Here is a 26815-nt window from a genome sequence, read left to right on the forward strand (position 1 = left end):
TCAGCGGATTCGGTTCTCGCGGCGACGGGTGCGACCGGCCTCGAGATACCTCGACAGCACCGGCCCGATGACAGCGAGGGACTGCGGCTCGATCATGTCGTTGTGCCCGCAGTCCACCGGATGTTCCACGATTCGACCCGTCACGAGCGGTCGCCACTCGTCCGCCGACCGGGCGCGCGTGGTGCCGTCGTCGTCGCCGGTCGCGGGGAAGATCAGCAGCTCGCCATCGTAGACCTGTGGCTCGAACCGGTGGACGAGGTTTCGCGAATTCTCGTATCCGGCGTTGATTCGCTCGAGGTGTTCGCCGCGCAGCCCGGAGTCGCTGCCCCACGATTCGTTCAGCAGTTGCGCCGCGCGTTCGTACGTGAGGTCGCCGTCGGTGGCGACGACGAGCCCCAGTCCGCGGAGCAGATCCCGCATGTCGAGCTTCCCGAAAAGCGGATCCTCGCCGTTGTCGGGATAGCTGTCCATGACCGTGAGGGTGGCGACCTCCTCGCCTGCCCTCTGCAGTTCGACGGCCATCGCGTGCGCGATGACCCCGCCCAGAGACCAGCCGAGCAGGTCGTACGGTCCCTCCGGCTGGATGACCCTCATCTCTTCGATGTACCGGTGCGCGAGTTGTTCGATCGACTGGTAGTCGCCGTCCCCGCTGATCGTGGGCAACTGCAGTCCGTACGCGCGCCGGTCGGCGGGCAGATACCGGACGAGACCCGCATACCCCCAGGAGAGCCCGATTCCCGGGTGGACGCAGAACAGCGGTCGTCCGGCGCCCTCGGTGAGCAGCGGAATCACCACCCCCAGCGCCTCCGTCACACCGCCCTCCGCCGACGGCAGGGCGATCCTGCGGGCGAGGCCGGCCGGGGTCGGATCGAGGAACATCCATTGCAGCGGGATCTTCCGATCGAGTCTCTCCTGCAGGGCGGCGATCACCTTCGTGGCGAGCAGGGAGTTGCCGCTCCTCTCGAAGAAATTGTCCTCGGCCCCCACCCGGTCGAGACCGAGCACCTCGGCGAAGACGTCCACGACTGCCGCCTCGAGGTCGTTCGCGGGCAACCGGAAGCGAGCGCCCGACAGGAACTCGGGTGCGGGCAGTGCGGCGCGATCCAGCTTGCCCACCGGGGTCAGCGGAATCTGGTCGATTACGACGATCGCGGCGGGCACCATGTGGGCGGGCAGACGCTCCCCGACGAGACGGGTGAGTTCCGCGGTGTCGAGGTCCGCGCCGCCGATCGGACGGACATAGGACACGAGCAGCGGTTCCCCGGCAGGCCCGGCACGGCCGATCGTGACGGCGAACCCGACGTCGGGATGATCGGTGAGTGCCGCGTCGATCTCGCCGGGTTCGATGCGGAACCCGCGGATCTTCACCTGGAAGTCGCTGCGCCCGACGTACTCGAGAGTGCCGTCCCGGCGCCACCGCACCACGTCTCCCGTGCGGTACATCCGCTCGCCCGGCACACCCCAGGGGGCGGCCACGAAACGGGACGCCGTCAGTCCGGGCCGACGGTGATACCCGGACGCCAGGGCGCGTCCCGACACGTACAGCTCACCGACCACACCGACCGGCACCGGGCGCAGCCGCGAATCCAGCACCACCTCGGAGACGCCGCGGGTGGGTGCGCCGAGCGTGATCGGGTCGCCCGGCACCAGCGGCTCGCTGATGTTCGACATGATCGTCGTCTCGGTCGGCCCGTAGGCGTTGAACATCCTGCGGCCGGGCGCCCACCGGGCGACGAGTTCGGGTGGACAGGCTTCACCGGCCGCGACCAGCGTCTGCAGCGACTCGAAGCCGAGGGGGTCCATCGACGCCAGTGCGGTCGGGGTGACGAATCCGTGGGACACCCGCTCGTCGCTCAGCAGTCCGGCCAGTTCGGTGCCGCCGTAGATCGTCGGCGGGGCGATCACCAGCGTCGCGCCCGCGCAGAATGCCATGACCAGTTCGAACACGGAGGCGTCGAAACTCGGCGACGCGAAGTGCAGCACCCGGGCGCCGGGTGTGACGGCGAGACGGTCGCGCTCCTCCGCGGCGAGGTTCGCCAGGCCGCGGTGCGTGACGGCCACTCCCTTGGGGACGCCCGTGGATCCGGACGTGTAGATGAGGTACGCGGGATGTGATTCGTGCAGCGGCGCCGTCCGGTCCGCATCGGTGACGGGGGCAGGCGACTGCACCCGGATCCGCTCCTCGGCTTCGGCGTCGTCGAGAACGATCCAGTTCACGGTGCCGGGCAGCCGATCTCGGTGTGCCCGAAGGGTCACCCCGGACACCGCCCCGGAATCGGTGAGCATGTGCTCGATGCGGTCGAGTGGATACCCGGGGTCGACCGGCAGGAACGCCGCGCCCGTTCGAGCGACCGCCCACACCGACAGCACCGATTCGATCGAGCGCGGCAGGCTCAGAGCGACGGTCGTTCCCGGACCCGCACCGTCCTCGATCAGGCGGCGCGCCAACCGGTTGGAGGATTCGTCGAGTTCGCGGTAACTGATCGTCCGGCCCCGGTACGACACCGCGTCGGCACTCCGGTCTCGTTCGACCGCGGCCGAGAGCAGTTCCGGCAGCAGGACATTCGGGGCGTCGGGCGCACCGCGCGCCGGGGTGAGCGCCGCGACTTCGTCGGTGCCGAGGATCTCGATGTCGCCGACCGGAAAACCGGGTTCGGCGGTGACGGTGTCGAGGATGCGCACGAACCGTTCTGCGAACCCCCGCACCGTGTCGGCGTCGAACAGGTCGGTCGCGTAGTCGATCGCACCCACCATCCCCGCAGCGCTGCCATCCGCGGCGAACCGCTCGTCGAGGATCACCTCGAGGTCCACCTTCACGACGGCGAGGTCGGGATCGAGCCCCTCGACGGTCAGCCCCGGCAACCGCAAGGCGGGATTCTCGGTGTTCTGGAATTCGAGGGACACCTGGAAGAGCGGCGAGTGGGCGGTCGACCGCACCGGTCCGACTGCGTCCACCACCCGTTCGAAGGGCAGGTCGGCGTGCGCGAAGGCACCGAGGTCGGCGTCGCGGACCCGAGCGAGCAGGTCACGGAACGGCTGTTCCGCCGCTACCGGGGTGCGCAGCGCCAGCGTGCCGACGAACATGCCGACGAGGTCGTCGAGCGCCGCCTCGCCGCGGCCGGCGATCGGGGTGCCGATCGCCACGTCCCCGGTGCCGCCGAGCCGGCCGAGCAGAACGGCGAGTGCGGCGTGCACGATCATGAATTCGGTGGACCGGTACTCTCGCGCCGCCGTCCGGATCCGCTCGTGCAGGCCGGGGTCGATCGCGAAGCGCACCCGGTCGCCCCGGAACGACTGCTGTGCGGGACGCCGACGGTCGGCAGGCAGTTCGAGGAGTTCGGGCAGCCCCGCGAGCGCCGACTCCCAGTAGGCCAGTTGCCGCGAGATCAGCGATCCGGGGTCGTCCTCGGACCCCAGCAGCCTGCGTTGCCACAGTGTGTAGTCGGCGTACTGCACGGGCAGCGGCGTCCAGGCGGGAGCGCGACCGTGGACGCGGGACTCGTACGCGATCATCACATCCCGCACCAGCGGTGCCATGGAGAAGCCGTCGGCCGAGATGTGGTGGACCACCACGGCGAGCACATGATCCGTCGGGTCCAGGGAGAACAGGGCGACGCGCAGCGGGACGGCGGCGGCGACGTCGAAGCCGGCCGACACCAGCCGGGTGAGCTCCTCCCGGAGGAGGCCTTCGTCCGCGACCGGGGTCGGCGCGCGCATCGGGGTGGCGGGCGCGCGGATCTCCTGGACGGGTTCGCCGTCGCGGAGCGGGAAGCGGGTGCGCAACGACTCGTGCCGGGTCACGACGTCCGTGACGGCGGCGGTCAGCGCATCCACGTCGAGGTCGCCGGTGAGCCGCACCACCATCGGGATGTTGTAGGCGGGCGAACTCGTGTCGAACTGGTTGATGAACCACATGCGTTGCTGAGCGAAGGACAGCGGGATGCGGTCGGGACGGTCCCCGGCGGTGAGGGCGGGACGGCCGGACGGACCCGCTCCCGCGTGCTCGATGCGCGCGGCGAACGCCTCGACGGTGGGCGCCTCGAACAACGCGCGCACGCCGATGTCGGTGCCGAGTGCGGCGCGCAGGCGGGCCACCGCCCGGGTCGCGCTCAGCGAGTTGCCGCCGAGGTCGAAGAATCCCGCATCCGCGCTCACCCGGTCGAGTCCGAGGACCTCCGCGAAGACCTCGGCCACCATCTCCTCGACCGGATCGGCGGGTACCCGGTATTCGCGCGTGCCGACGTCGTATTCGGGTGCGGGCAGGGCTTTGCGGTCGAATTTGCCGACGGCGTTCAGCGGGATCTGGTCCAGCACCGTGATCGAGGACGGAACCATGTGGGCGGGCAGTCTGCCCGCGAGCCGTCGGGTGATCGTCTCGGTATCGAGAGCACGTTCGGGCGCGGGCACGACGTAGGACGCGAGGAGTGTGTCCCCGGCCGGTCCGCGGTAGGCGACCGTGGCCGCGAACCGGATGTCGGAGTCGGCCATGAGGGTGGTGTCGATCTCGCCGAGTTCGATGCGGAACCCACGCACCTTCACCTGGAAGTCGCTGCGGCCGAGGTACTCGATGGTGTGCTCGGGCGTCCAGCGCACGATGTCGCCGGTGCGGTACATCCGCTTCCCGGGATCGGCGGGGTCGGCGACGAACCGTTCTGCCGTCAGCCCGGGGCGCCGGTGGTAGCCGCGCGCCAGTCCCGCACCGGCGAGGTACAACTCCCCGGGAACCCCGACCGGGACGGGCTGCAACCGGGAATCGAGCACCAACTCCGTGACACCGCGGATCGGTCCGCCGATGGTGATCCGCTCCCCCGGGATCAGGGGATCGCTGATGTTGGACATGATCGTGGTCTCGGTCGGTCCGTACCCGTTGTACAACCGGCGTCCCGGCGCCCACCGGTTCACGAGTTCGGGTGGGCAGGCCTCGCCGCCGACGACGACGTCGGTGAAATGATCCAGCCCCGCCGGGTCGAGGGACGCGAGTGCCGCCGTGGTGACGAATGCGTGGGTGACGTGCCGCTCGCGGATCAGTTGGGCGAGTTCGTCGCCGCCGAATACCGTGGGCGGCGCGATCACCATCGTCGCTGCCGCGCCGAACGCCTGCAGGTACTCGAATACGGATCCGTCGAAGCTCGGTGTCGAAAAGTGCAGCGTCCGGGATGCGGGGTCCGCCCCGAAGCGGGCGAGTTGGTCGCGCGCGAAATTGTCCAGACCGCGGTGCGTCACGGTCACGCCCTTCGGCCTGCCGGTGGACCCCGACGTGTAGACGAGGTATGCGGCCGTGTCGAGGGTGACCGGTCCCCTGCGGTCGCCGTCGTCGACCGGTGCCGCGGATGCGGCCGCGCACTCGGCGACGAACGCGGGATCGTCGAGCACCAGCCAGTCGGTGGTCTCGGGCAGGCGGGCGCGATGCTCGGACGTCGTCAGCCCGAGTGCGCACTCCGAATCGGTGAGCATGTGCGTGATGCGCTCGCCCGGATAGTTCGGGTCGACGGGCACGAACACGGCCCCGGTCTTGGCCACCGCCCAGACACACAGCACCGACTCGATCGAGCGTGGGATACCCACGGCCACCGATGTTTCCGGGCCGAGTCCGCGGTCGATCAGAGCACGGGCGAGCCGGGTGGACCGCTCGTCCAGCTCCCGGTACGACACCTCGACGTCGCCGGACGACAGGGCGACCGCATCCGGGTCGACGGCGGCCGCGTCCGTGAAGATCTGCGGGAGCGTGCGGACGGAGCCGGCGGGACCACCGCGGACCGGTACCAGTTCCGCCCGTTCGCGCTCGGTGAGCAGCGACAGCCGGGCGAGCGGCACGTCGGGTCCGGTGCAGGCATCGAGCACCCGCACCACCCGCTCGGCGATGTCCTCGATCGCGCCGGGGGCGAACAGGTCGGGCACGTACTCGAACTTCAGGTGCAGGCTCGCCGCCGCCGACGCGACGAGGCTCAGCGGGTAGTGGGCGGCGTCGCGGGCATCCACGCCGGTCACGCGGAGCCCGGCGATGTCGGTGTCTTCCGACAGCCCGGCCCGGTCCACCGGGTACGACTCGAACACGGTGAGCGTGTCGAACCCGACGCCGGGACCCGCGGCGTCCTGGATCTCGGCGAGACCCGTGTAGTGGTGATCGAGCATCGCCGCCTGCTCGGCCTGCACCCGCTCCAGCAACGCGCCGAGCGTCTCCTCCGGACGCAGCGTGACGCGCACCGGCACGGTGTTGATGAACAGCCCGACCATCGTCTCGATGCCGGAGAGTTCCGGCGGCCGGCCGGAGACGGTGGCGCCGAACACGACGTCGTCGCGTCCCGTGAGCATCCCCAGCACGATGCCCCATGCCGTCTGCAGAATGCTGTTGAGGGTGAGCCCGCGAGCACGCGCGGATTCGCGCAGCCGGTCGGTCCGGTCCTCGTCGAGGTCGAACACCCACTCCCGCGACACGGTCGACAGTTGCCGAGCCCGGTCGGCGGGCACCAGCAGCGTCGGTTCCTCCACACCCGCGAGTGCGTCCGCCCAGGCCCGCGCGGACAGGCCGGTGTCGCGCCTGTTCATCCACGCCAGGTAGTCGCGGTAGTCCCGCACCCGGGACAGCGGCGCCAGGTCGGCATTCGTGGCGTACAGCGTGAGCAGTTCCCGGATCATCAGCGGCATCGACCAGCCGTCGAGCAGGATGTGGTGGTTCGTCGACACCAGCCGGCAGCGGCCGCCGGCCGTCCGCACCAGCAGGAACCGGATCAGCGGTGCGGTGGTCATGTCGAACGGGGTGGTCCGGTCGGCGGCCAGCAGTCGCTCGACCTCGGCGGTCGCCGCGTCCTCGTCCAGTCCGCTCAGGTCGATCTCCCGCCAGGGCACCGCAACCCGGCCCGCAACCACCTGCACGGCCCCGCCCTCGGTGTCGTGACAGAACGCGCTGCGCAGGTTCGGGTGACGGTCGAGGAGGGCGCCGGCGGCCCGGCGCAGTCGTTCCGCATCGACGTCGCCGCCGAGGTCGAGGATCAGCTGGACGAGGTAGGCGTCCACCGATTCGTCGGCCAGTTCGGCATGGAACAGCATGCCCGCCTGCAGCGGCGACAGCGGCCAGACGTCGGTCATCGCCGGGTAGCGGCGCTCGAGGTCGTCGATCGCGCTCTGGCCGAGCCGGACGAGGCTCAGGTCGGACGGGGTGAAGCCGCCGCCACCGGACCGGGCGTGCGCGGTGAGGGCCTCGAGCGCGCCGACCCACAGCCCCGCGAGTTCGCCGACGTCGTCGGCGGCGATCACCCCGACGGGGAACGACCACGTGGCGGTGAGGGCGGGACCGGCGGCGGTGTCGGTGGTCCTGGCGTTCACGTCGACGACGGCCGCCGCGGGCAGCCCGGACTGCGCGGCGGCGGCGAGCCCCGCGTCGGAGACCGGCGTCCAGTCGCCGTCCGCCGCGGAACCCGAACCGAGCCTGCCGAGGTAGTTGAAACTCACCTGCGCGCTCGGCAGGGCCGCGAGCTCCGGCGCCGTCTCGGCGTCGAGGTAACGGAGCAGCCCGAACCCGATGCCGTGGTCGGGGATCGACTGCAACCGCTCCTTCACGGCCTTGACCGCAGCACCGGCGGCGGGGCCGGCCGCGAACGCGTCGTCGACGTCCACGCCGCTCAGGTCGAGGCCCACCGGGAAGATCGTGGTGAACCAGCCGACGGTGCGGGCGAGATCGGCGCCCGGCACCACCTGCTCCTCACGACCGTGCCCCTCGAGATTCACCAGGGCGCCGGACGACTCGATGCCGCGCGCCCGGCGCCAGCGGACGAGCGCCAACGCCAGCGCCGTCAGCAGTCCGTCGCCGACACTCCCGTGGAAGGCCTGGGGCAGCGTCGTCAGCAGCGCCTCCGTCACCTCGACGGGAACCCGGACCTCGACGTCGGAGGTCTGGATGTCGGTTGCGGTGAGGGGCCGCGACCCGAGCGGCGGGTCCGGGGTGTCGAGCATCCGCCGCCAGAGGTCGAGTTCGGCTGTGCGAGAGGGTTCCTGCGCCACATCCGTGAGGGCGTGCGCCCACCGGCGCATCGACGTGCCGATGCCGGGCAGGGTAGGCGGCTCACCCGACGGCACCTGAGCGCAGGCGAGGGCGAGGTCGGGGACGAGGATGCGCCACGACACCCCGTCGACCACCACGTGATGGGCGACGATCAGCAGCCGTCCCGCGGCGGCCGGTGTCGCGCTGCTCGCGAACCACACCGCCTGCACCATCACACCCGACTCCGGGTCGAGCCGGCCCGCGGCGGCGTCCAGTTCGCGGGACGCGGCCTCGGTGAACGAGTCCGCGGCGTCGAGCGGCACCGTGCGCACCACCGCGGTCGCCCGCACCCAGCCGGGCGGTGCGACCACCATCGCCGCACCCCGCTCGGCCCGGTCGCTGCGGTACAGTCGGGCGCGCAGCATGTCGTGCCGGTCCAGGACGGCCTGCATCGCCGCCGTCAGCGTGTCTTCGTCCAGTGCGGCGGGGGTCGTGGACAGCGCGGCCTGGGAGTACCGCCGGAAATCGCCGTCCCTGCCCAGCATCCAGTGCACGATCGGGGTCAGTGGCAACTCGCCGACGCCGCCGCCGGGCAACTCCTCCAGCGTGACGGTCTCCTCCCCCGCGGTCGCGACCTCCGCGAGTGCGGCAACCGTCTTGCGTTCGAACACGTCCCGCGGGGTGATCACCACCCCGGACGCCTTCGCCCGGGTGACGAGCTGAATCGACATGATGGAGTCGCCGCCCACCGCGAAGAACGAATCGTCGACACCCACCGATTCGAGGCCGAGGACCTCGGCGAACAGTGCGGCCAGGATCCGCTCCGTCTCCGTGGCGGGGGCACGACTGAGCGACACCTGCCGTCCGAAGTCCGGTTCGGGCAGCGCTCGGCGGTCGAGTTTGCCGTTCACCGTGAGGGGTAGGGCGTCGAGCACCACCACGGTCGCGGGCACCATGTGCGCCGCCAGCCTGTCGGCGACCGCGTCGACGATTCCGGCCGGGTCCAGCACCCGGCCCGCCTCGGGCACCACGTAGCCCACCAGTCGTTCGCGCCGCGCCGACACCACCGACTGCGCCACACCGTCGCAGTCGAGGAGCGCCGACTCCACCTCACCGAGCTCGATGCGGAAACCCTTGACCTGCACCTGGAAGTCGTTGCGGCCCAGATATTCCAGCTGGCCGTCCGTGTTCCACCGGCCGAGGTCGCCGGACCGGTACATCCGCGATCCGGGTGTGTGCGGGTCGGCCACGAACCGGGTCGACGTGAGCGTGAACCGGCCCAGATAACCCCGGGACACCTGCCCGCCCGACACGTAGAGTTCCCCGACCACTCCCGGCGGCACCGGGTGCAGGCGGGAGTCGAGCACGTAGACGCGCAGGCCGGGCAGTGCCCGGCCGATCACCGAGGCCGAGGCGGATGCGGCGAGTTCCTCGTCCAGCGGCAGGTGACTGACGTGCACGGTGGTTTCCGTGATGCCGTACATGTTCACCAGCGCCGGGGCGGTGTCGACGCGCCGCGCGTACCAGCGGGTGAGCTGCCCCAGGTCGAGGGCTTCGCCGCCGAACACCACGACGCGGAGGGCGAGTTCGGCGGCGCCGGCGACCCGGTCCGCCTCGGCGAGTTGGTAGAAGGCGGTGGGGGTCTGATTCAGGACGGTGACGTTCTCGTCCCGCAGCAGTCGCAGGAACATGTCGGGTGAGCGGGTCGTGAAGTAGTCCACCACCACCAGCCGGCCGCCGTGCAGCAGCGCGCCCCACAACTCCCACACGGAGAAGTCGAACGCCGCCGAATGGAACATGGTCCACACGTCGGAGGCATCGAACCGGAACAGGGGCTGCGTGTTCGCGAACAGGGTGACGACGTTGCGGTGCGCCACCTGAACGCCTTTCGGCCGGCCCGTCGAGCCGGAGGTGTAGATGACATACGCCACCGAGTCCGGGCGCAGCGGTCCGGTCCGGTCGCCGTCGGTCACCGGCAGCGGCGACGTACGGTCGAGTTCTGCCACCGTCTCCGCGCTGTCCACGAGGAGGAGCGGGACCCCGCTCGCCCGGACCGCGCCGGATTCGGCCTCGGTGGTCAGCACACACACCGGCCGGGCGTCGGCGAACACGAACGCGAGCCGCTCCGCCGGGTACGTGACGTCCACGGGCACATAGCCGGCGCCCGACTTCACCACCGCGAGCAGCGCCACCACCAGATCCACCGACCGCGCCGCGGCGACGGCCACCAGGGTCTCGGGGCCGGCGCCCCGCGCGATCAGCAACCGCGCCAGACGATTCGCCCGGCTGTCCAGCTCGTCGTAGGTGAGCGAGACGCCTTCGCACACGACGGCCGTCGCGTGGCGGGATCGCTGCGCGGCCCGCTCGAACAGTTCCGCCAGGGTCGCGTCCGGCGCGGCGGGCTCGGCGAGCGCCGGCAGCACCAGATCCCGCTCCACCCTGTCCAGGATCTCGATGTCGCCCACCGGGAGGCCCTCGGCAGCGGCGACCGATTCGAGCACCCGCAGGAACCGGTCCCCGAACCGCGCCACGGTGCCGCGATCGAGCACGTCCGTCGCGAACCGCAGTCCGGCAGCGAGTCCGGCCGGTGCGCCGTCCGTGTCGATCTGTTCGGCGACGCTCAGTTCCAGGTCGAACTTCGCGACGCCGAGGTCCACGTCGAGCGAGTCGACGGTGAGTCCGGGCAGTTCGAGGTGGGTGCCCTCCGCGTTCCGGAACTCGATGAGCACCTGGAACAGTGGGGTGTGCGACGTGGATCGTTCGGGGGCGAGATGGTCGACAAGCCGCTCGAACGGGATGTCCGCATGCTCGAACGCACCGAGGTCCGCGGCCCGGACCGCGGTCAGTACCTCACCGAACGACGCCCGCGGATCCACCACCGTTCGCAGCACGAGCGTGTTGACGAACATGCCCACCACGTCGTCGAGCACCGCCTGCCCGCGACCGGCGACGGGCGTTCCCATCGTGACGTCGTCCGTGCCCGACAACCGGGACAGCAGGACGGCGAACGCCGCGTGGACCGCCATGAACAGCGTCGAATTATGTCGGGCCGCGATCGTGTTCAACGCCCGGTGCAGCCGGGCCGGCACCTCGAACTCGACGACGTCCCCGCCGTACGACCGCTGGGCGGGGCGCCGCCGGTCGACCGGGATCTGCAGCACCTCGGGCACACCGGACAGGGTGTCCGTCCAGTAGCCCAGCTGCCTCGACAGCACCGAGTCCGGGTCGTCGACCGCGCCGAGGAAGTCCCGCTGCCACACGCTGTAGTCGGCGTACTGCACCGTCAGCGGAGTCCAGCCGGGGGTGTCCCCCACGGTCCGGGCGGTGTACGCGAGCATGACGTCGCGGGCGAGCGGCATCATGGAGAACCCGTCGGCGGCGATGTGGTGCACCACGATGGCCAGGACGTGCTGCTCGGGCTCCAGCTCGAACAGACTTGTGCGGAACGGGATCTCGTCGCTCACGTCGAAACCGGCGCCGACCAGGGCTGCGAGGGCGTCCCGCAGTGCACGGTCACCGGCGACGGCCACCGGATCGAGGCGGGGGGTGGCCCGCCCGGGATCGACGATCACCTGGTGCGGTCCGTCCACCGACCCGGGAAACACGGTGCGCAGCGATTCGTGCCGTTCGACGACGTCGCCGACCGCCGCGAGCAGGGCGGCGTGATCGAGGACTCCGGTCAGTCGCAGAGCGATCGGGATGTTGTAGGCGGGCGAAGACGTGTCGAACTGGTTGACGAACCACATGCGTTGCTGCGCCAGCGACAACGGGATCCGGTCGGGGCGCGGTCGTGCGGCGAGTGCCACCGACGGGGTGGTCGCCGTCGCCGCCGAGTCGATCCGGACCGCCAGATCGGCCACGACGGGCGCGTCGAACAGCGCGGCCACGCCGATCCCGGCGTCGAGGGCGGAGTTGATGCGCGCCACCGCCCGGGTGGCGCTGAGCGAGTCGCCGCCGAGTTCGAAGAAGCTGTCGTCCGCACCGACACGCGGGGCACCGAGCACGTCGGCGAACACCTGCGCGACGGCCTCCTCGACCGGAGTGGTGGGCGCCCGGTACCCGATGGTCGCCGACGTGAATTCCGGTGCGGGCAGCGCCTTCCGGTCGAGCTTGCCGACGGGGGTCAGTGGAATCTCGTGGAGGACGACCACCGCGGCGGGCACCATGTACTTGGGCAGGATCCGGCCCGCGAACGCGAGCACGTCCGGCGCCGCCACCTCCTCGCCGTCGTGCGGCAGCACGTACGACACCAGCGCCGTGTCCCCCAGCGGGCCCGGCCTGCCGAGGGTCGCGGCGAAGTCGAGGTGCGGATGGGTGGTGAGAACGGAATCGATCTCCCCCAGTTCGACGCGCTGACCGCGGATCTTCACCTGGAAGTCGCTGCGCCCGAGGTATTCGAGGGTGTGGTCGCGACGCCACCGCACGACGTCGCCCGTGCGGTACATCCGGCCGCCGCCGTAGGGGTCGGCGACGAACCGCTCCGCGGTGAGCGCAGGCCGGCGGTGGTATCCGCGGGCCAGCGCCGGTCCCGCGATGTACAACTCGCCGGGCACCCCGGCCGGAACGGGCTGCAGCCGCGCGTCGAGGACCGACAGCGCGATGCCCCGGACGGGGCTCCCGATGGTGACCGGCTCGCCCGGTCTCATCGGCCGGCTGAACGTGGTGAGGATGGTGGCCTCGGTGGGGCCGTACCCGTTGAACATCGCCCGATCCGCACCCCACGCGGCGACCAGTTCGTCACCGACGGCGTCGCCGGCCACGACGAGCGCCTCGAGGTGCTCGATGCGATCGCGCTCCACGGTGGCCAGGACGGCCGGGGTGATGCAGGCGTGGGTGACGCGTTCGCGCCGCAGCAGCGCGGCCAGTTCCGCCCCGCCGTATACGTCGGGGGGAGCGATGACGAGCGTCGCCCCGGCGGCACACGACTGGACGAGTTCGAGTATCGCCACGTCGAAGCTGGGTGAACAGATGTGCAGGCACCGGGCGTCGGGCGACACGGTGTAGTGCTCGGTCTGTTCGGTGAGCAGGTTCGCCAGACCGCGGTGGGTGACGACGACGCCCTTCGGCCTGCCGGTGGACCCGGATGTGTAGATGGCGTACGCGGCGTGGTCGACGTCGAGCACCGACCGGCGGTCCAGGTCGGTGACGTGGACCGGCGATGCGGCGGCCCACGTGCGGTCGAAGGCCGGATCGTCCAGCACCAGCCACGGCACGGAACCGGGCAATCGGTGCCGGTGCGCCGACGTCGTCACACCCAGTGCCGCACCGGAATCGGCCAGCATGTGCTCGATGCGGTCGGCGGGATAGTTCGGGTCGACGGGCACGAACGCCGCGCCCGCTTTCGCGACCGCCCACACGGCCAGCACCGATTCCCGTGATCGGGGTAGCCCGAGCGCCACGAACGTCTCCGGCCCGGCACCGCGTTCGATGAGGACGCGGGCCAGCGCGCTCGACCGCTCGTCGAGTTCGCGGTAGCTCGTCTCGCGTCCGTCGAAGACGAGCGCGGGCGCCTCCCGCCGGTTCCCGGCCGAGGCGGTGAGGATCTCGGGCAGGGTCTTCGGCGGACCGGCGGGGGCCCCGGACACCGCGGTGTACTCCCGGAGTTCGGCCTCCGACAGCAGGGTGAGGTGGGCGATGGGTGTATCGACGTCCGACAGCAGGATCTGCACGACGCGCGCGACGCGGGCCGCCACCGACTCCGCGAACTCGCTCTGGAAGACGTTCGGCTGGTACCGCAGTCGCAGGTGCAGTCCGGTGTCGACGTGCGCCATCAGGGTGAACGGGTAGTGGGTGGAGTCGATCCCCTCGATCCCGGCGACGTGCATGCCGTCGATGTCGGTGTCTTCCGACAACCCCATGCGGTCCACCGGATACGACTCGAACACGGTCAGCGTGTCGAACACGGCGCCCTCGCCCACGGCGCGCTGGATCTCGGTGAGTCCCACGTAGTGGTGATCGAGGAGGGCGGACTGTTCACGCTGGAAACGCTGCAGCAGTTCGGCGAGCGTCTCCTCGCGGCGCAGGCGCAACCGGACGGGCACCGTGTTGATTAACAGCCCCACCATCGACTCGATGCCTGCTACTCCCGGTGGGCGGCCGGACACCGTGGCTCCGAAAACCACGTCCTCGCGGGTGCCGAGCGTGGTCAGCACGAGCCCCCACGCCACCTGGACGAGGGTGTTCAACGTCAGCCCGTGCTCCCGCGCGAGGGTCTCGAGCGCCCGGGTCTTCTCCTCGCCCACGTCGAGGCGCACGTCCTCGGGTTCGGCGAAGCTCTGCTCGCCGCGCGCCGCGGGCGCCACGAACGTCGGCTCGTCCGAGCCGGCGAGGGCGGATACCCAGGCAGCCGTAGACCGTTCGTGGTCCTGCCTGCCGATCCACTGCAGGTAGTCGCGGTAGGACGTGACGCGGGGAAGGGCCGTCGTGTCGCCGTCCGTGGCGTAGAGGACGAGCAGGTCCTTGATCACCAGCGGCGTCGACCATCCGTCGAGGAGGATGTGGTGATGGGTCACGACCAGCCGGTACCGGTCGGGTGCGATGCGCAGCAACGTGAATCGGAGCAGCGGCGCCTCGGACATCTCGAACGGGACGGCGCGCTCGGCCGCGACGAGTGCCGCCGCCTCCGTCGTGATCCGGGTGTCGTCGAGATCCGACAGGTCGACGTCGGTCCACGGCGCGGTCGCCCTCGCGAGTACCACCTGGACCGGTCCGCCACCGGTGTCGGCGAACGCCACCCGGAGGTTCGCGTGCCGGTCGAGCAGGCCCTGTGCGGCGCGGCGGAGTCTGGCGGAGTCGACGGTGCCGCGCAGGTCGAGGACCAGCTGCACCTGATACGCGTCGAGGCGATGCTCGGACAGCTGCGCGTGGAACAGCAGACCGGCCTGCAGCGGTGACAACGGCCAGATGTCGGCGACGTCCGGGTAGGTGCTCTCGAACCGGTCGATGTCTGTCTGCCCGACCGACACCAGATCGAGATCGGACGGTGTCAGCCCGCCTGCGCCCGGACGGCTCGCGTGCTCGGCCAGGGCGGTGAGTGCCCGAACCCACAGTGCGGACAGCTCTTCCACGTCCTCGGCGGCCAGCACACCCGTGGGGTACGACCACGTCGCGGTGAGTACCGGGGCGCCGTCCCGGGCGGTGGTGGCGGCGTTGACGTCCACGACCCAGGCGGCGGGCATGTCGTAGTTCTGGGTTCCGCCGAGGTCCCCGCTGCCGGCGACGGGCAGCCAGGGCACGTCGCCCCCGCTCGTCGCCACCCGGCCGAGATAGTTGAAACTCACCTGCGGTGGCCGGAATCGGCGCAGTGCCTCCGAGCCGACCGGATCCAGGTACCGCAGCATCCCGTAGCCGATGCCGTGATCGGGGATGGCGAGGAGTTGTTCCTTGATTGCCTTGATCGCGGACCCGGCCGCGTCGTCGCCGGCGAGGGCGGCGTCGACGCCGATGCCGGTGAGGTCGAGTCGCGCCGGGAACAGTGTGGTGAACCACCCGACGGTGCGGGACAGGTCGGCGCCGGGCACGACGTGGTCTTCGCGTCCGTGACCCTCGAGGTTGATCAGCACGTCGGCCGACTCGACCCCACGACGGCGCCGCCACCGAATCATCGCCAGCGTGAGCGCCGTGAGGAGGCCGTCTCCGACGGTGCCGTGGAAGGCGGCGGGCAGCGTGGTGAGGAGTGCCTCGGTGACGTGTGCGGGTACTTCCACGGTGACGCGGCCCGTCGTGGCATCGACGTCGACTGCGGGATCCAGCGGCCGGGAGCCGACGAGCGGATCGGGGCCGTCCAGGATCGACTGCCACCGGCCCGCTTCGGCGCGTCGGGACCCCACGGCCTCGGTGAGTCCGTGTGACCACCGCCGCATCGACGTCCCCACGGCAGCCAGCGCGGCGGGCAAACCCTCGGCGACGCGGGTGTGGGCCGCCGCCAGATCCGAGATCAGGATCCGCCACGACACGCCGTCGACCACGAGATGATGCGCGACCAGCAGCAACCGCCCCTGCCCGCCGGGACCGTCGAACCAGAGCACCTGCACCATGCTGGCCGAGGCCGGGTCCAGGCGGTCCGCCGCCGCGTTCAGTTCCGCCCTCGCCACCGCATCGAAATCACCAGGGTCGAACGACGTCACGGGCACGTGATGGATCAGCGCGTCGGCAGGCACCGATCCGGCCGGCAGCACCGTCATGGCCCACTGCCCCGCCTCGTCGACGGCGAGCCGCGCGCGGAGCATGTCGTGGCGGTCCAGCACGGCGTCGACGGCGGCGGCGAGATCGTCGCGGGTGAGCCGGGGCGGCGCGGTGACCAGCACGGCCTGGGAGAACCGGTCCAGCCGGCCGCCGCTGCGCCCCAGCATCCACGCGACGACGGGTGTCAGCGGAACCGGGCCGACGCCGGCGCCGGGAAGTTCCTCCAGCACCACGGTATCCGCGCGCTCGTAGTGGGCCACCTCGGCGAGACCGGCGACGGTCCTGCGTTCGAACACGTCCCGCGGGGAGAGAATCAGGCCGGCTGCCTTCGCGCGGGCCACCAGCTGGATCGACATGATGCTGTCGCCGCCCAGCGCGAAGAACGAATCGTCCACACCCACCCACTCGAGTCCCAGCACGTCCCGGAACAGACCGGCGAGCAGCGCCTCCGTCTCGGTCCGCGGCGGACGACTGTCGGTGACGGCGACACCGAAGTCCGGTTCCGGCAGCGCCTTCCGGTCGAGCTTGCCGTGGACCGTCACCGGGAGCGCCGCGATCACCACGACGGCGGCGGGCACCATGTACGCCGCGAGCCGCGTGCCCGCGAACTGCAGCACCTCGCCCGGATCGATGTCCGCTCCGGGTTCGGGGACCACGTACCCGATCAGCCGGTCGCCGGACCGTTCGTCCCGGCGCACGTCGGCGACCGCCGCCGCCACGTCGCCGTGCGCGAGCAGCGCCGATTCGACCTCGCCGAGTTCGATCCGGAATCCGCGGATCTTCACCTGGAAGTCGGTGCGCCCCAGGTAGTCGAGTTGCCCGTCCACCGTCCAGCGCACGAGGTCGCCGGTCCGGTACATCCGGCTGCCCGCCGGCCCGAAGGGGTTGGCCACGAAGCGTTCCGCAGTCAGCGGGTATCGCCCGTGATAGCCACGTGCGAGCGCGGGGCCGGCGAGATACAGCTCCCCCGCGACCCCCGCCGGTACGGGATGCAGCCGCGCGTCGAGGACCGCCTCGGTGAACCCGAGCGTCGGCGCGCCGATCGTGACCGGTTCGCCCGGCGCCAGCGGGGTGCTGATGCTCGACACGACGGTCGACTCGGTCGGACCGTACGCGTCGAACATGGCCCGGCCCGGCGCCCAGCGGGCCACCAGTTCCGGTGGGCAGGCCTCGCCGCCGGTCACCACGCACCGCACGCTCTCGAGGCCGGCGGGATCGACCGAGGCGAGCGCCGCCGGGGTGACGAAGCAGTGCGTGACCCGCTCGCGCAGCAGCAGATCCGCGAGCTCCTCGCCGCCGTAGACGGACGGGGACGCGATCACCATCGTCGCGCCCGGCCCGACCGCCAGCATCAGCTCCAGCACGGAGGCGTCGAAGCTCGGCGACGCGAAGTGCAGGGTGCGGGACGCCGCGGTCGTGTCGAACGTGTTCTGCTCCGTCGCAGCGAAATTCGCCAGGCCGCGGTGTGTGGTCACCACGCCCTTCGGCCTGCCCGTCGATCCCGACGTGTAGATGACGTACGCGGGGTGGTCCACGTGCAACGCCGACGTGCGGTCGGTGTCGGTCACCGCCGCCGCCGGGAGCAGCGCCAGTTCGGCCTCGGTTCCGGGGTCGCCCGGCACCAGCCACGGGATCGACGCGGGAAGGGCCGACTGCAACGCGGCCGTGGTGAGACCGGCGACGGCGCCCGAGTCACCGAGCATGTACTCGATGCGGTCGGCCGGATGATTCGGGTCGACCGGCAGGAACGCGGCCCCGGTCTTGGCCACCGACCAGACCGCCAGCACGGATTCGATCGACCGCGGCAGCGCCAGAGCCACCACCTGTTCCGGGCCGACGCCGCGCTCGATCAGGAGCCGGGCGAGCCTGTTCGACCATTCGTCGAGGTCCCGGTAGGACACCTCACGTCCTTCGAAGGACAGCGCCGCGGCGTCCGGGTCCGCGGCCGTGGCGGCCGCCAGCAACTGCGGCAGCGTCCGAGCCGCCACGCCGGGGCCCCCGCTCGCGGACGTCAGTGCGACCCGCTCGCCGGCGCCGAGGACGTCGACGTCGCCGACCGGGGCGTCCGGGGACTCGGTGACGGCGCTCAGGATCCGGACCAGGCGCTCGGCGAACGCGGCCACCGTGTCCGCGTCGAAGATGTCGGTGGCGTACCCGAGCGCCGCACTGAGGCCCCCGGGATGCCCTTCGGCGTCGGCGTTCTCCCGCAGGGTCAGCTGGAGGTCGAAATTGATCGGGTCGAACGCGAGGTCGAGGGGTTCGACGTGGAGGCCCGGCAGCTCCAGCTCGGGGCGCTCGGTGTTCTGGAATTCGAGCATCACCTGGAACAGCGGCGAGTACGCCGTCGAGCGGGAGGGACGCAGGCTTTCCACGACGCGTTCGAACGGGACGTCCGCGTGCGTGAACGCCCCGAGATCGGCCTCGCGGACCTGCGCGAGCAGCTCGGCGAACGTGCGGGCGCCGTCGACGGGGGTCCGGAGCACGAGGGTGTTCACGAACATGCCGACCAGGTCGTCGAGCTCGGCCTCGCCGCGGCCCGCGATGGGGGTGCCCACGGCGACGTCGTCCGACGCGCTCAGCCGCGACAGCAGGACGGCCAGCGCGGAGTGCAGGGCCATGAACACGGTCGATCCGTGCCTGCGGGCGAGCTGCACGACGCTCCGGTGGAGGTCCGGGTCGATCTCGAACTCGACGCGGCCTGCACCCAGGGTCCGGGCGGCCGGGCGGGGCCGGTCCGTCGGCAATTCCAGCACATCCGGGAGGTCGGCCAGTGTCGCGGTCCAGTAGTCGAGCTGGCGGACGAGCGGCGAACCGCCGTCGTCTTCGTCGCCGAGCCAGTCCCGTTGCCACAGTGTGTAGTCGGCGTACTGCACAGGAAGCGGGGTCCAGTCCGGCGCGACGCCGCGGCGCCGCGCGGTGTACGCCGACAGGACGTCGCGGGCGAGCGGAACCATCGAGAAGCCGTCCGCCGCGATGTGATGCACGACCACGGCCAGCACGTGCTCGTGCTCGTTCACCCCGAACAGCCGGGCCCGCACCGGTGCCTCCGTCGTCACGTCGAACCCTGCGGAGAGCAGGCGGTGGAGTTCCGCGCCGAGGTCCGCCGACTCGACGGCGTGCGGTGTGAGAGCGGGCGCCACCTTCTCCGCCGGGAGGATCACCTGCCGCGGACCGCTGTCGGTGAGGGGGAAGACGGTGCGGAGGGATTCGTGGCGCTCGACGACGTCGGCGACGGCCGCTTCCAGCGCCTGCGTGTCGAGCGTGCCGGTGAGGCGGAGCGCGATCGCGACGTTGTACGCCGCACTGGCCGTGTCGAACTGGTTGATGAACCACATCCGCTGTTGTGCGAGCGAGACGGGGACCTCCCGCGACGGATCCCGCGGGGTCGGCGCCGGCCGGGATTCCAGGTTGGTTTCCCCGGCCTCGGCGCGGGCGGCCAACCCGGCGACAGTCGGGGCGTCGAACACGTCCCGCACGCCCAGCCGGTCGCCGACCGCGGCGTTGAGGCGGGCGACGAGCCGGGTCGCGGTCAGCGAGTTCCCGCCGAGCGCGAAGAAGTTGTCGTTCGCCCCCACCCGGACGATGCCGAGCAGGTCGGCGAACACGGCGGCGACGATCTCCTCCACCGGATTGCGCGGGGCGGCGAACCCCACCGTCGACGTGCCGAAGTCCGCTTCGGGCAGCGCTTTCCGGTCGAGTTTGCCGTTGACCGTCAGGGGCAGGGCGTCGATCACCACCACCGCGGCCGGCACCATGTACGACGGAACGCTCGCCCCGACCGCGTCGAGAACCGCCGCCGCATCGACATCCGCACCCATCTCCGGGACCACGTAGCCCACCAGCCGGTCGCCGTCCCGGTCGTCGCCGCGCACCACGACCACCGACTGCGCCACCCCGGCGCACGCGGCCAGAGCCGCCTCCACTTCGCCGAGTTCCACCCGGAACCCGCGCAGCTGCACCTGGAAGTCGCTGCGCCCCATGTACTCGAGCCGGCCGCCCGCACCCCACTTCACGACGTCGCCCGACCGGTACATGCGCGCCCCCGCCCGGTGGTGGCCGAACGGGTCGGCGACGAAACGCGTCGCGGTCAAACCCTGCCTGCCGATATAGCCGCGGGTCACCTGGTCGCCGGACACGTACAGCTCACCCACCACTCCGGGCGGCACCGGATGCAGCCGGCCGTCGAGGACGTAGACACGCAGACCGGGGAGTCCGCCGCCGATCACCGAGCCCGGTACGGACGCCGCCAGCGCACGATCGAGGGCGAGGACGCTGACGTGCACCGTGGTCTCGGTGATGCCGTACATGTTCACCAGCACGGGGTCCCGGTCGTCGTGCCGGGTGTACCACCGCTCCAGTTTCCCGACGTCGAGGGCTTCGCCGCCGAAGATCACGTGCCGCAAAGACAGTGGCGCCTGGTCGGTGTCCTCGACGGCGTTCGCCGCACGATCGGCCTCCGTCAGCTGGTAGAACGCCGTCGGGGTCTGGTTCAGCACCGTCACCCGTTCCCGGCGCAGCAGTTCGAGGAACGCGTCCGGCGATCGTGCGGTGAAGTAGTCGACCAGCACCAGCCGGCCACCGTGGACGAGCGCACCCCACAGTTCCCAGACGGAGAAGTCGAACGCGTACGAGTGGAACAGCGTCCAGACGTCGGACGAGTCGAACCCGAACAGCTCCCGGGTGTTGGCGAGCAGCGTGACGACGCACCGATGTGATACCTGGACGCCCTTCGGCCGCCCGGTCGACCCCGACGTGAAGATGACGTACGCGACGGCGTCGGCCCACAGCGGCCGCAACCGGTCCGAGTCGGTGACCGGCAGCCCGGACAGTTCGGCCACCGCACGCGCCGTCGCCGGATCGTCGATCGCCACCACCGGAATTCCGGCCGGCGCCAGCGACGCGAATTCCGCGCTCACCACGGCGCAGACGGGTCGCGCGTCCTCGAACATCGCTGCCACCCGCTCGGCGGGATAGCTGGTGTCGACCGGGACGTACCCGCCGCCGGCGGCGAGCACCGCCAGCAACGTCACCACGAGGGCAGGCGTGCGATCCACCATCACCGCGACCAGCGACTCGGTTCCCACCCCCTCGGCGATCAGCAACCGTGCCAACCGGTTCGCCTGCTCGTCCAGTTCGCCGTAGGTCAGCGTCTCGTCACCGCACACGACCGCAGTGGCGTCCGGGGTCGACGCGGTCACCCGCGCGAGCAACTCGACCACGGTCTGCGCGTCGGCCGGGACACCCGCACGGTTCCACCGGTCCAGCACCAGGTCGCGCTCGACCGCACCGAGAACGGGGATGTCCCCCACCACCGCCGCCGGGTCGTCGACCACCGCCCGCAGCACCCGGACGAAGCGTTCCCCGAACCCCTCCACCGACGTCCGGTCGAACACGTCCGTCGCGTACAGGAATGCGGCGGCCATACCTGCGGCGGTGCCCTTCTCGTCGTGGTATTCGGCGAGCGACAGCTGCAGGTCGAATTTGGCGACCCCCGGGTCGACGTCGACCGCCTCGACGGTCAGGCCCGGCAGTTCGAGGTGGGCGCGCACGGTGTTCTGGAATTCGAGCAGCACCTGGAACAGCGGCGAGTGGGACGTCGACCGGCCAGGCGCCAGCTCGTCGACGACGCTCTCGAAGGGAACGTCCGTGTGCCCGAACGCGCCCAGATCCGTGTCGCGGGCCCGGGCCAGCACGTCGGTGAACACCTCACCGGGCTCCACCGGAGTCCGCAGCACCAGCGTGTTCACGAACATCCCCACGAGGTCGTCCAGCGCCGCCTCGCCACGACCCGCGATCGGGGTGCCGATGGCGACGTCGCCCGATCCGGACATCCTCGACAGCAGCACGGCCAGCGCCGCGTGCATCACCATGAACAGGGTTGCGTGGTGCTCGCGCGCGAGGAGGAGCAGTTGCCGGTGCAGGCCCGCGTCGATCGCAAACGCCGCGGTCGCACCCTCGAGCGAGCGGGTCACCGGCCTGTTCCGGTCCAGCGGCAGGGCGCTGACCTCCGGGAGTTCGGCCAGCACACCGCGCCAGTACTGCAACTGCCGGGACATGAGGCTGTCCGCGTCGTCGGCACTGCCGAGGAGGCGACGCTGCCACACGCTGAAGTCGGCGTACTGCACGGGCAGCGGCTCCCAGCTCGGCGGTGTCCCGGACCGGCGTGCCGCGTATGCGACCATCAGGTCGCGGGCCAGCGGCGCCAGCGACGCCCCGTCGGCGGCGATGTGATGCACCACGATCACCAGCACGTGTTCGTCGGGGCCGATCCACAACAGCGCCGCCCGCAGCGGGACCTTCGCGCTCACGTCGAATCCGCCCGCGAGGAGGGTCGCGATCCTCTCGTGCAGCGACTCGTCGCCGTCGACGTGCGGGGTGAGGTCGGGGACGACGTCCGCGGTGTCGACCACCACCTGGTACGGCCCGTCCGCCGACGCGGGGTACACGGTGCGCAACGACTCGTGCCGCTCGATGACGTCGCCCACCGCGGCCCGCAGCGTGTCGGAGTCCAGAGGTCCGAGTAGGCGCACGGCCATCGGGATGTTGTACGCCACCGACGACGTGTCGAACTGGTTGAGGAACCACATCCGTTGCTGCGCCAGCGACAACGGGATCCGTTCGGGCCGCTCCCCGACGGCCAGGGGCGGTCGGTCCACGAGTTCCGTACCGGAACGGCGAACGTACGCGGCCAGCAGTTCGACGGTGGGCGCCTCGAACAACGCTCGCACACCCACGTCCGATCCGAGTGCCGCGTTGACGCGCGCGATCACCCGCGTCGCCACGAGAGAATTGCCGCCGAGGTCGAAGAAACTGTCGTCGACACTGATCCGTTCGACGCCGAGGACCTCGGTGAAGACCTCGGCGATCGATTCCTCGACCGGGTCGGTAGGCGCCTTGAATTCGGCGGCCGCGGACAGGAACCGCGGTTCCGGCAGTGCCGCGCGGTCCAGCTTGCCGACCGGGGTCAACGGGATCTCGTCCAGCACCACGACGACCGAGGGAACCATGTACGCCGGCAACCGGTTCCGCACCTGTCGCAGCAGTTCCGTCGTCTCGATCGGCCTGCCTGGGGCCGGGACGACGTACGAGACCAGGACCGTGTCCCCGGACGGCCCCGGCCTGCCGATGGTGACGGCCAGCCGCACGTCCGGATGTGTCTGCAGAATCGCGTCGATCTCGCCGAGCTCGATGCGGAAACCCCGCACCTTCACCTGGAAATCGCTGCGCCGCAGGTACTCGAGCGTGTGGTCGGGCCGCCACCGCACCACGTCACCCGTGCGGTACATCCGGCCGCGGCCGTAGGGGTCGGCGACGAAGCGCGCCGCGGTGAGACCGGGACGGCGGTGATAGCCCCGCGCCACACCGGCACCGGCGATGTACAGCTCACCGGGTACCCCGACGGGTACCGGATGGAGCCGGGCATCGAGTACCACCTCCTCGGCACCTCTGATCGGCCCGCCGAGTGTGATGGGGTCACCGGGGGTCATCGGTGCGCTGATGTTCGCCATGACGGTCGTTTCGGTGGGACCGTACGCGTTGTGCAGCCTGCGGTCCGGCGCCCACCGGGCCACCAGTTCGGGCGGGCAGACCTCACCGCCCACGGCCACGTCGAGGAAGTCGCCCAGCGCATCCGGCGGGATCGTGCCCAGCGCGGCCGTGGTGACGAAGCCGTGCGTGACGCGTTCCGACCGCAGGAGGTCGGCCAGTTCCGGGCCACCGTACGCGGATGGCGGCACGACCACCATCGTGGCACCCACCCCGAACGCCTGCAGGTACTCGAAGACGGACGCGTCGAAACTCGGCGTCGAGAAGTGCAGTGTCCGGGACGATCTCGTGGCGCCGAAGCGTTCCTGCTGGTCGGCCGCGAAGTTGTCGAGCCCGCGGTGCGTGACGGTGACGCCCTTCGGCTGCCCCGTCGAGCCGGACGTGTAGATCAGGTACGCGGAATTGTCGAGATGCAGGGGCCGGATGCGGTCGGAGTCGGTCACCGGATTGTCGGGCCGGGCCGCGCAGGCGGCCTGGAAGTCCTGGTCGTCGAGCACGCACCAGGGAATAGAATCGTGGAGGCGTCCCCGCAGCGACTCCTCCGTCAGGCCCAGCACCGCACCGGAATCGGCGAGCATGTAGTCGATCCGATCGGGCGGGTAGTTCGGGTCCACCGGAACGAATGCCGCCCCCGTCTTCGCGACGGCCCACACGGAGGCCACCGACCGGAACGAGCGCGGCAGTGCCAGCGCGACGAACGATTCCGGCCCCACCCCGCGGTCGATCAGCATTCGCGCGACCTGCGTCGACCACCGGTCCAGCTCGCGGTACGACAACTCCTCGCCCTGCCGCGACAGGGCCGTCGCCGCCGGATCCAGCGCGGTTGCGTCCGCGAAGAGGTCGGGCAGGGTGCGCTCGGACCGGCCCGGGCGTCCTCGTACCGGTGTCAGCGCGGAACGTTCGTCCGCGGAGAGGATCTCGATGTCTCCGACCGGAACCTCGGGGTCGGCCGCCATCGCGCCGAGTATGCGGAGGTACCGGTCGGCGGCCACCCGGATCGTGTGGACGTCGAACAGTTCTGCGGCGAAACCGAATTCGACGGTCACACCCGCCGCAGCCCCCGACTCGTCGACCGCTTCGGTCACGGTCACGCACAGGTCGAGGCCGGAGACGGTGCAACCCGGGGAGCCGGGCGCGCGGGTGTCGAGCAGCACCTGAACGATCGGTGCGTACGCGTCCGACACCGACACGTCGAGCTCCCGCACCAGCCGGTCGAACGGAACAGCGGTGTGCGCCACCGCCTCGGTGGCGACGTCCCGGACGTGCGACAGATAGTCGTGGCACGACACCTCGCTCGCGTAACGCGATCGCACCACCACGGTATCCGTGCGATCGCCCACGTCCACGGCGATTCCGACGGCGATGTCGCTGCTTCCGGTCACCCTGCCCAGCAGGATCGACAGGGCCGTCAGGAACACCGTTCGGCCGGTGGTGCCGGCGGCGTCGGCCAGTGCGGCCACGCGGCGGTGCAACTCCCCCGGCATCACGACGGTGACCCGGTCGCTCGCCGGCGACAACCTTGCCGGCCGGCGGCGGTCGGTGGGCAACGGCAGGAAGTCGGGCAACCCGTCCAGCTGCCGGCGCCAATACTCGATTTCCTCGGCCTCGCGCAGAAGTCGTTCGCCGGTGCGGGCACTGGTCTCGTGAATGCTGCCCACCCGGGACGCCGGATCTGCGGTGGCCAGTTCCTCGAGCAACTCGACGAACTGCCGATGGTGCTCCCGCAGTTCCGCCTCCTCGTAGCGGCTGGGGTTCGCGCGGAAGTCCACGAAGATCCTGGTGGGGGTGCCGCTCTGATACACGTTGATCAGCAGGTCCTCGACCGGGCCCGACGTGACGATGTGGAAATCGCCGAGAAGCGAACCCAGCGCGACCTCCTGGCGGAACAACATGACGTTCACCATCGGCCCGTACAGTGCCGTCGTCGCGGTGTCGCCGGCGTCGCGGCGGATGTCGTCGAGGCTGCACCGCTGGTGTCGCAGTGCGGCGACCAGCTCACGCTGGACCTTCTCGATCAGTTCCGCGACGGTGTCGTCGGCCCGGACGCTGACGGGCATCGGGGCCACGTTGACGAGCATGCCACCGGAATTGCGCAGCACCGCCGTGGTGCGCGCCGACACCGGAATCGTCACCAGTACATCGGTTCTGCCGGTACGTCGCGACAGGTAGCATGCCGCGGCCGCGATGATGGTCGCCGCAGACAGACTGTCGCGGGAATCGAGAACCGCCACGACGTCGTCCGAGAGGATGGCACTCTCCACCGTGCTGGTGGCCGACACCTGCCCCGCCGTCCGCGCCAGCGTGGTGCCCTCGAGCCCGGCGACCCGCGCGGCCCAGTACTCTCGATCGGTTGCGAAACGCTCGGAGGCGCGGTACCGGCTGTCGATGTCGTACAACTGCCGCAGGCTCACCGCCCGGTTCGGATCCGGTTCGCGGCCCGCGATTTTCGCGGAATAGCGGTGTGCGATGCGGCGCAGCATCGTCATGGCGCCGTAGCCGTCGAGCGCGACGTGGTGAATCCTGCTGTACCACAGGAAGTGTGTGTCACCGGTCTGCAGGATCGACGTCTCGACCAGCCGGTCGGCGCTCAGGTCGAGCGGCGTGACGTAATCGCGTTCCATCCATTCGTGTGCCGCCGCCACCGAGTCGTCTTCCGCACGGAAGTCGACGTACGCGATCGACGTGTCCGTCCGATGGTCCACGTACTGCAGCGGCCGGCCCTCGACGTCGTACACCTTGAGGAAGGGTGATTCGAACTCACGGGCCGCTTCCACCGTCTCCTGCCGGAGCAGGTCGATGTCGAGCACACCGTGGAACTCCACGTACTGGGCGATGGAGATCGGGACCTGCGGTTCGAGTTGCTGCGCGAACCACGTGGCCCGCTGCGCCGCCGAGAGCGGAATCGGTTCGCCGCCGCCCGGAACACGGAGGTCCGCGGGGCGGCGCGTTTCTCCCGCCCCCGGAACGGGTCCTTCACCTTGTCCTGGGCACACTCGAACTCGACCTCGCCCCGCCCTACCAGGACGGACGCACTGTTTCGAGTATCCGCCCCTCGGACGCGCCGGGTCCAGGGCACTGCGGGACAAAAGCCGCCAATGGATACTGGGG

The 26815-nt window shown here is 70.8% G+C and carries 1 protein-coding gene; it reads right to left on the reverse strand.

What is annotated here, in order from left to right; all coding sequences use genetic code 11:
- Nucleotides 1-26700 carry a non-ribosomal peptide synthase/polyketide synthase gene (locus tag G9373_RS24150; protein WP_167117099.1) on the reverse strand — a complete coding sequence of 8900 codons (26700 nt, stop codon included), beginning with the start codon at nt 26698-26700 and terminating at the stop codon, nt 1-3.
- Between the last annotated feature and the right edge of the window lie 115 nt (nt 26701-26815).

The sequence above is a fragment of the Rhodococcus sp. A14 genome (genome assembly GCF_011603105.1).
GTDB lineage: Bacteria > Actinomycetota > Actinomycetes > Mycobacteriales > Mycobacteriaceae > Rhodococcus_F > Rhodococcus_F opacus.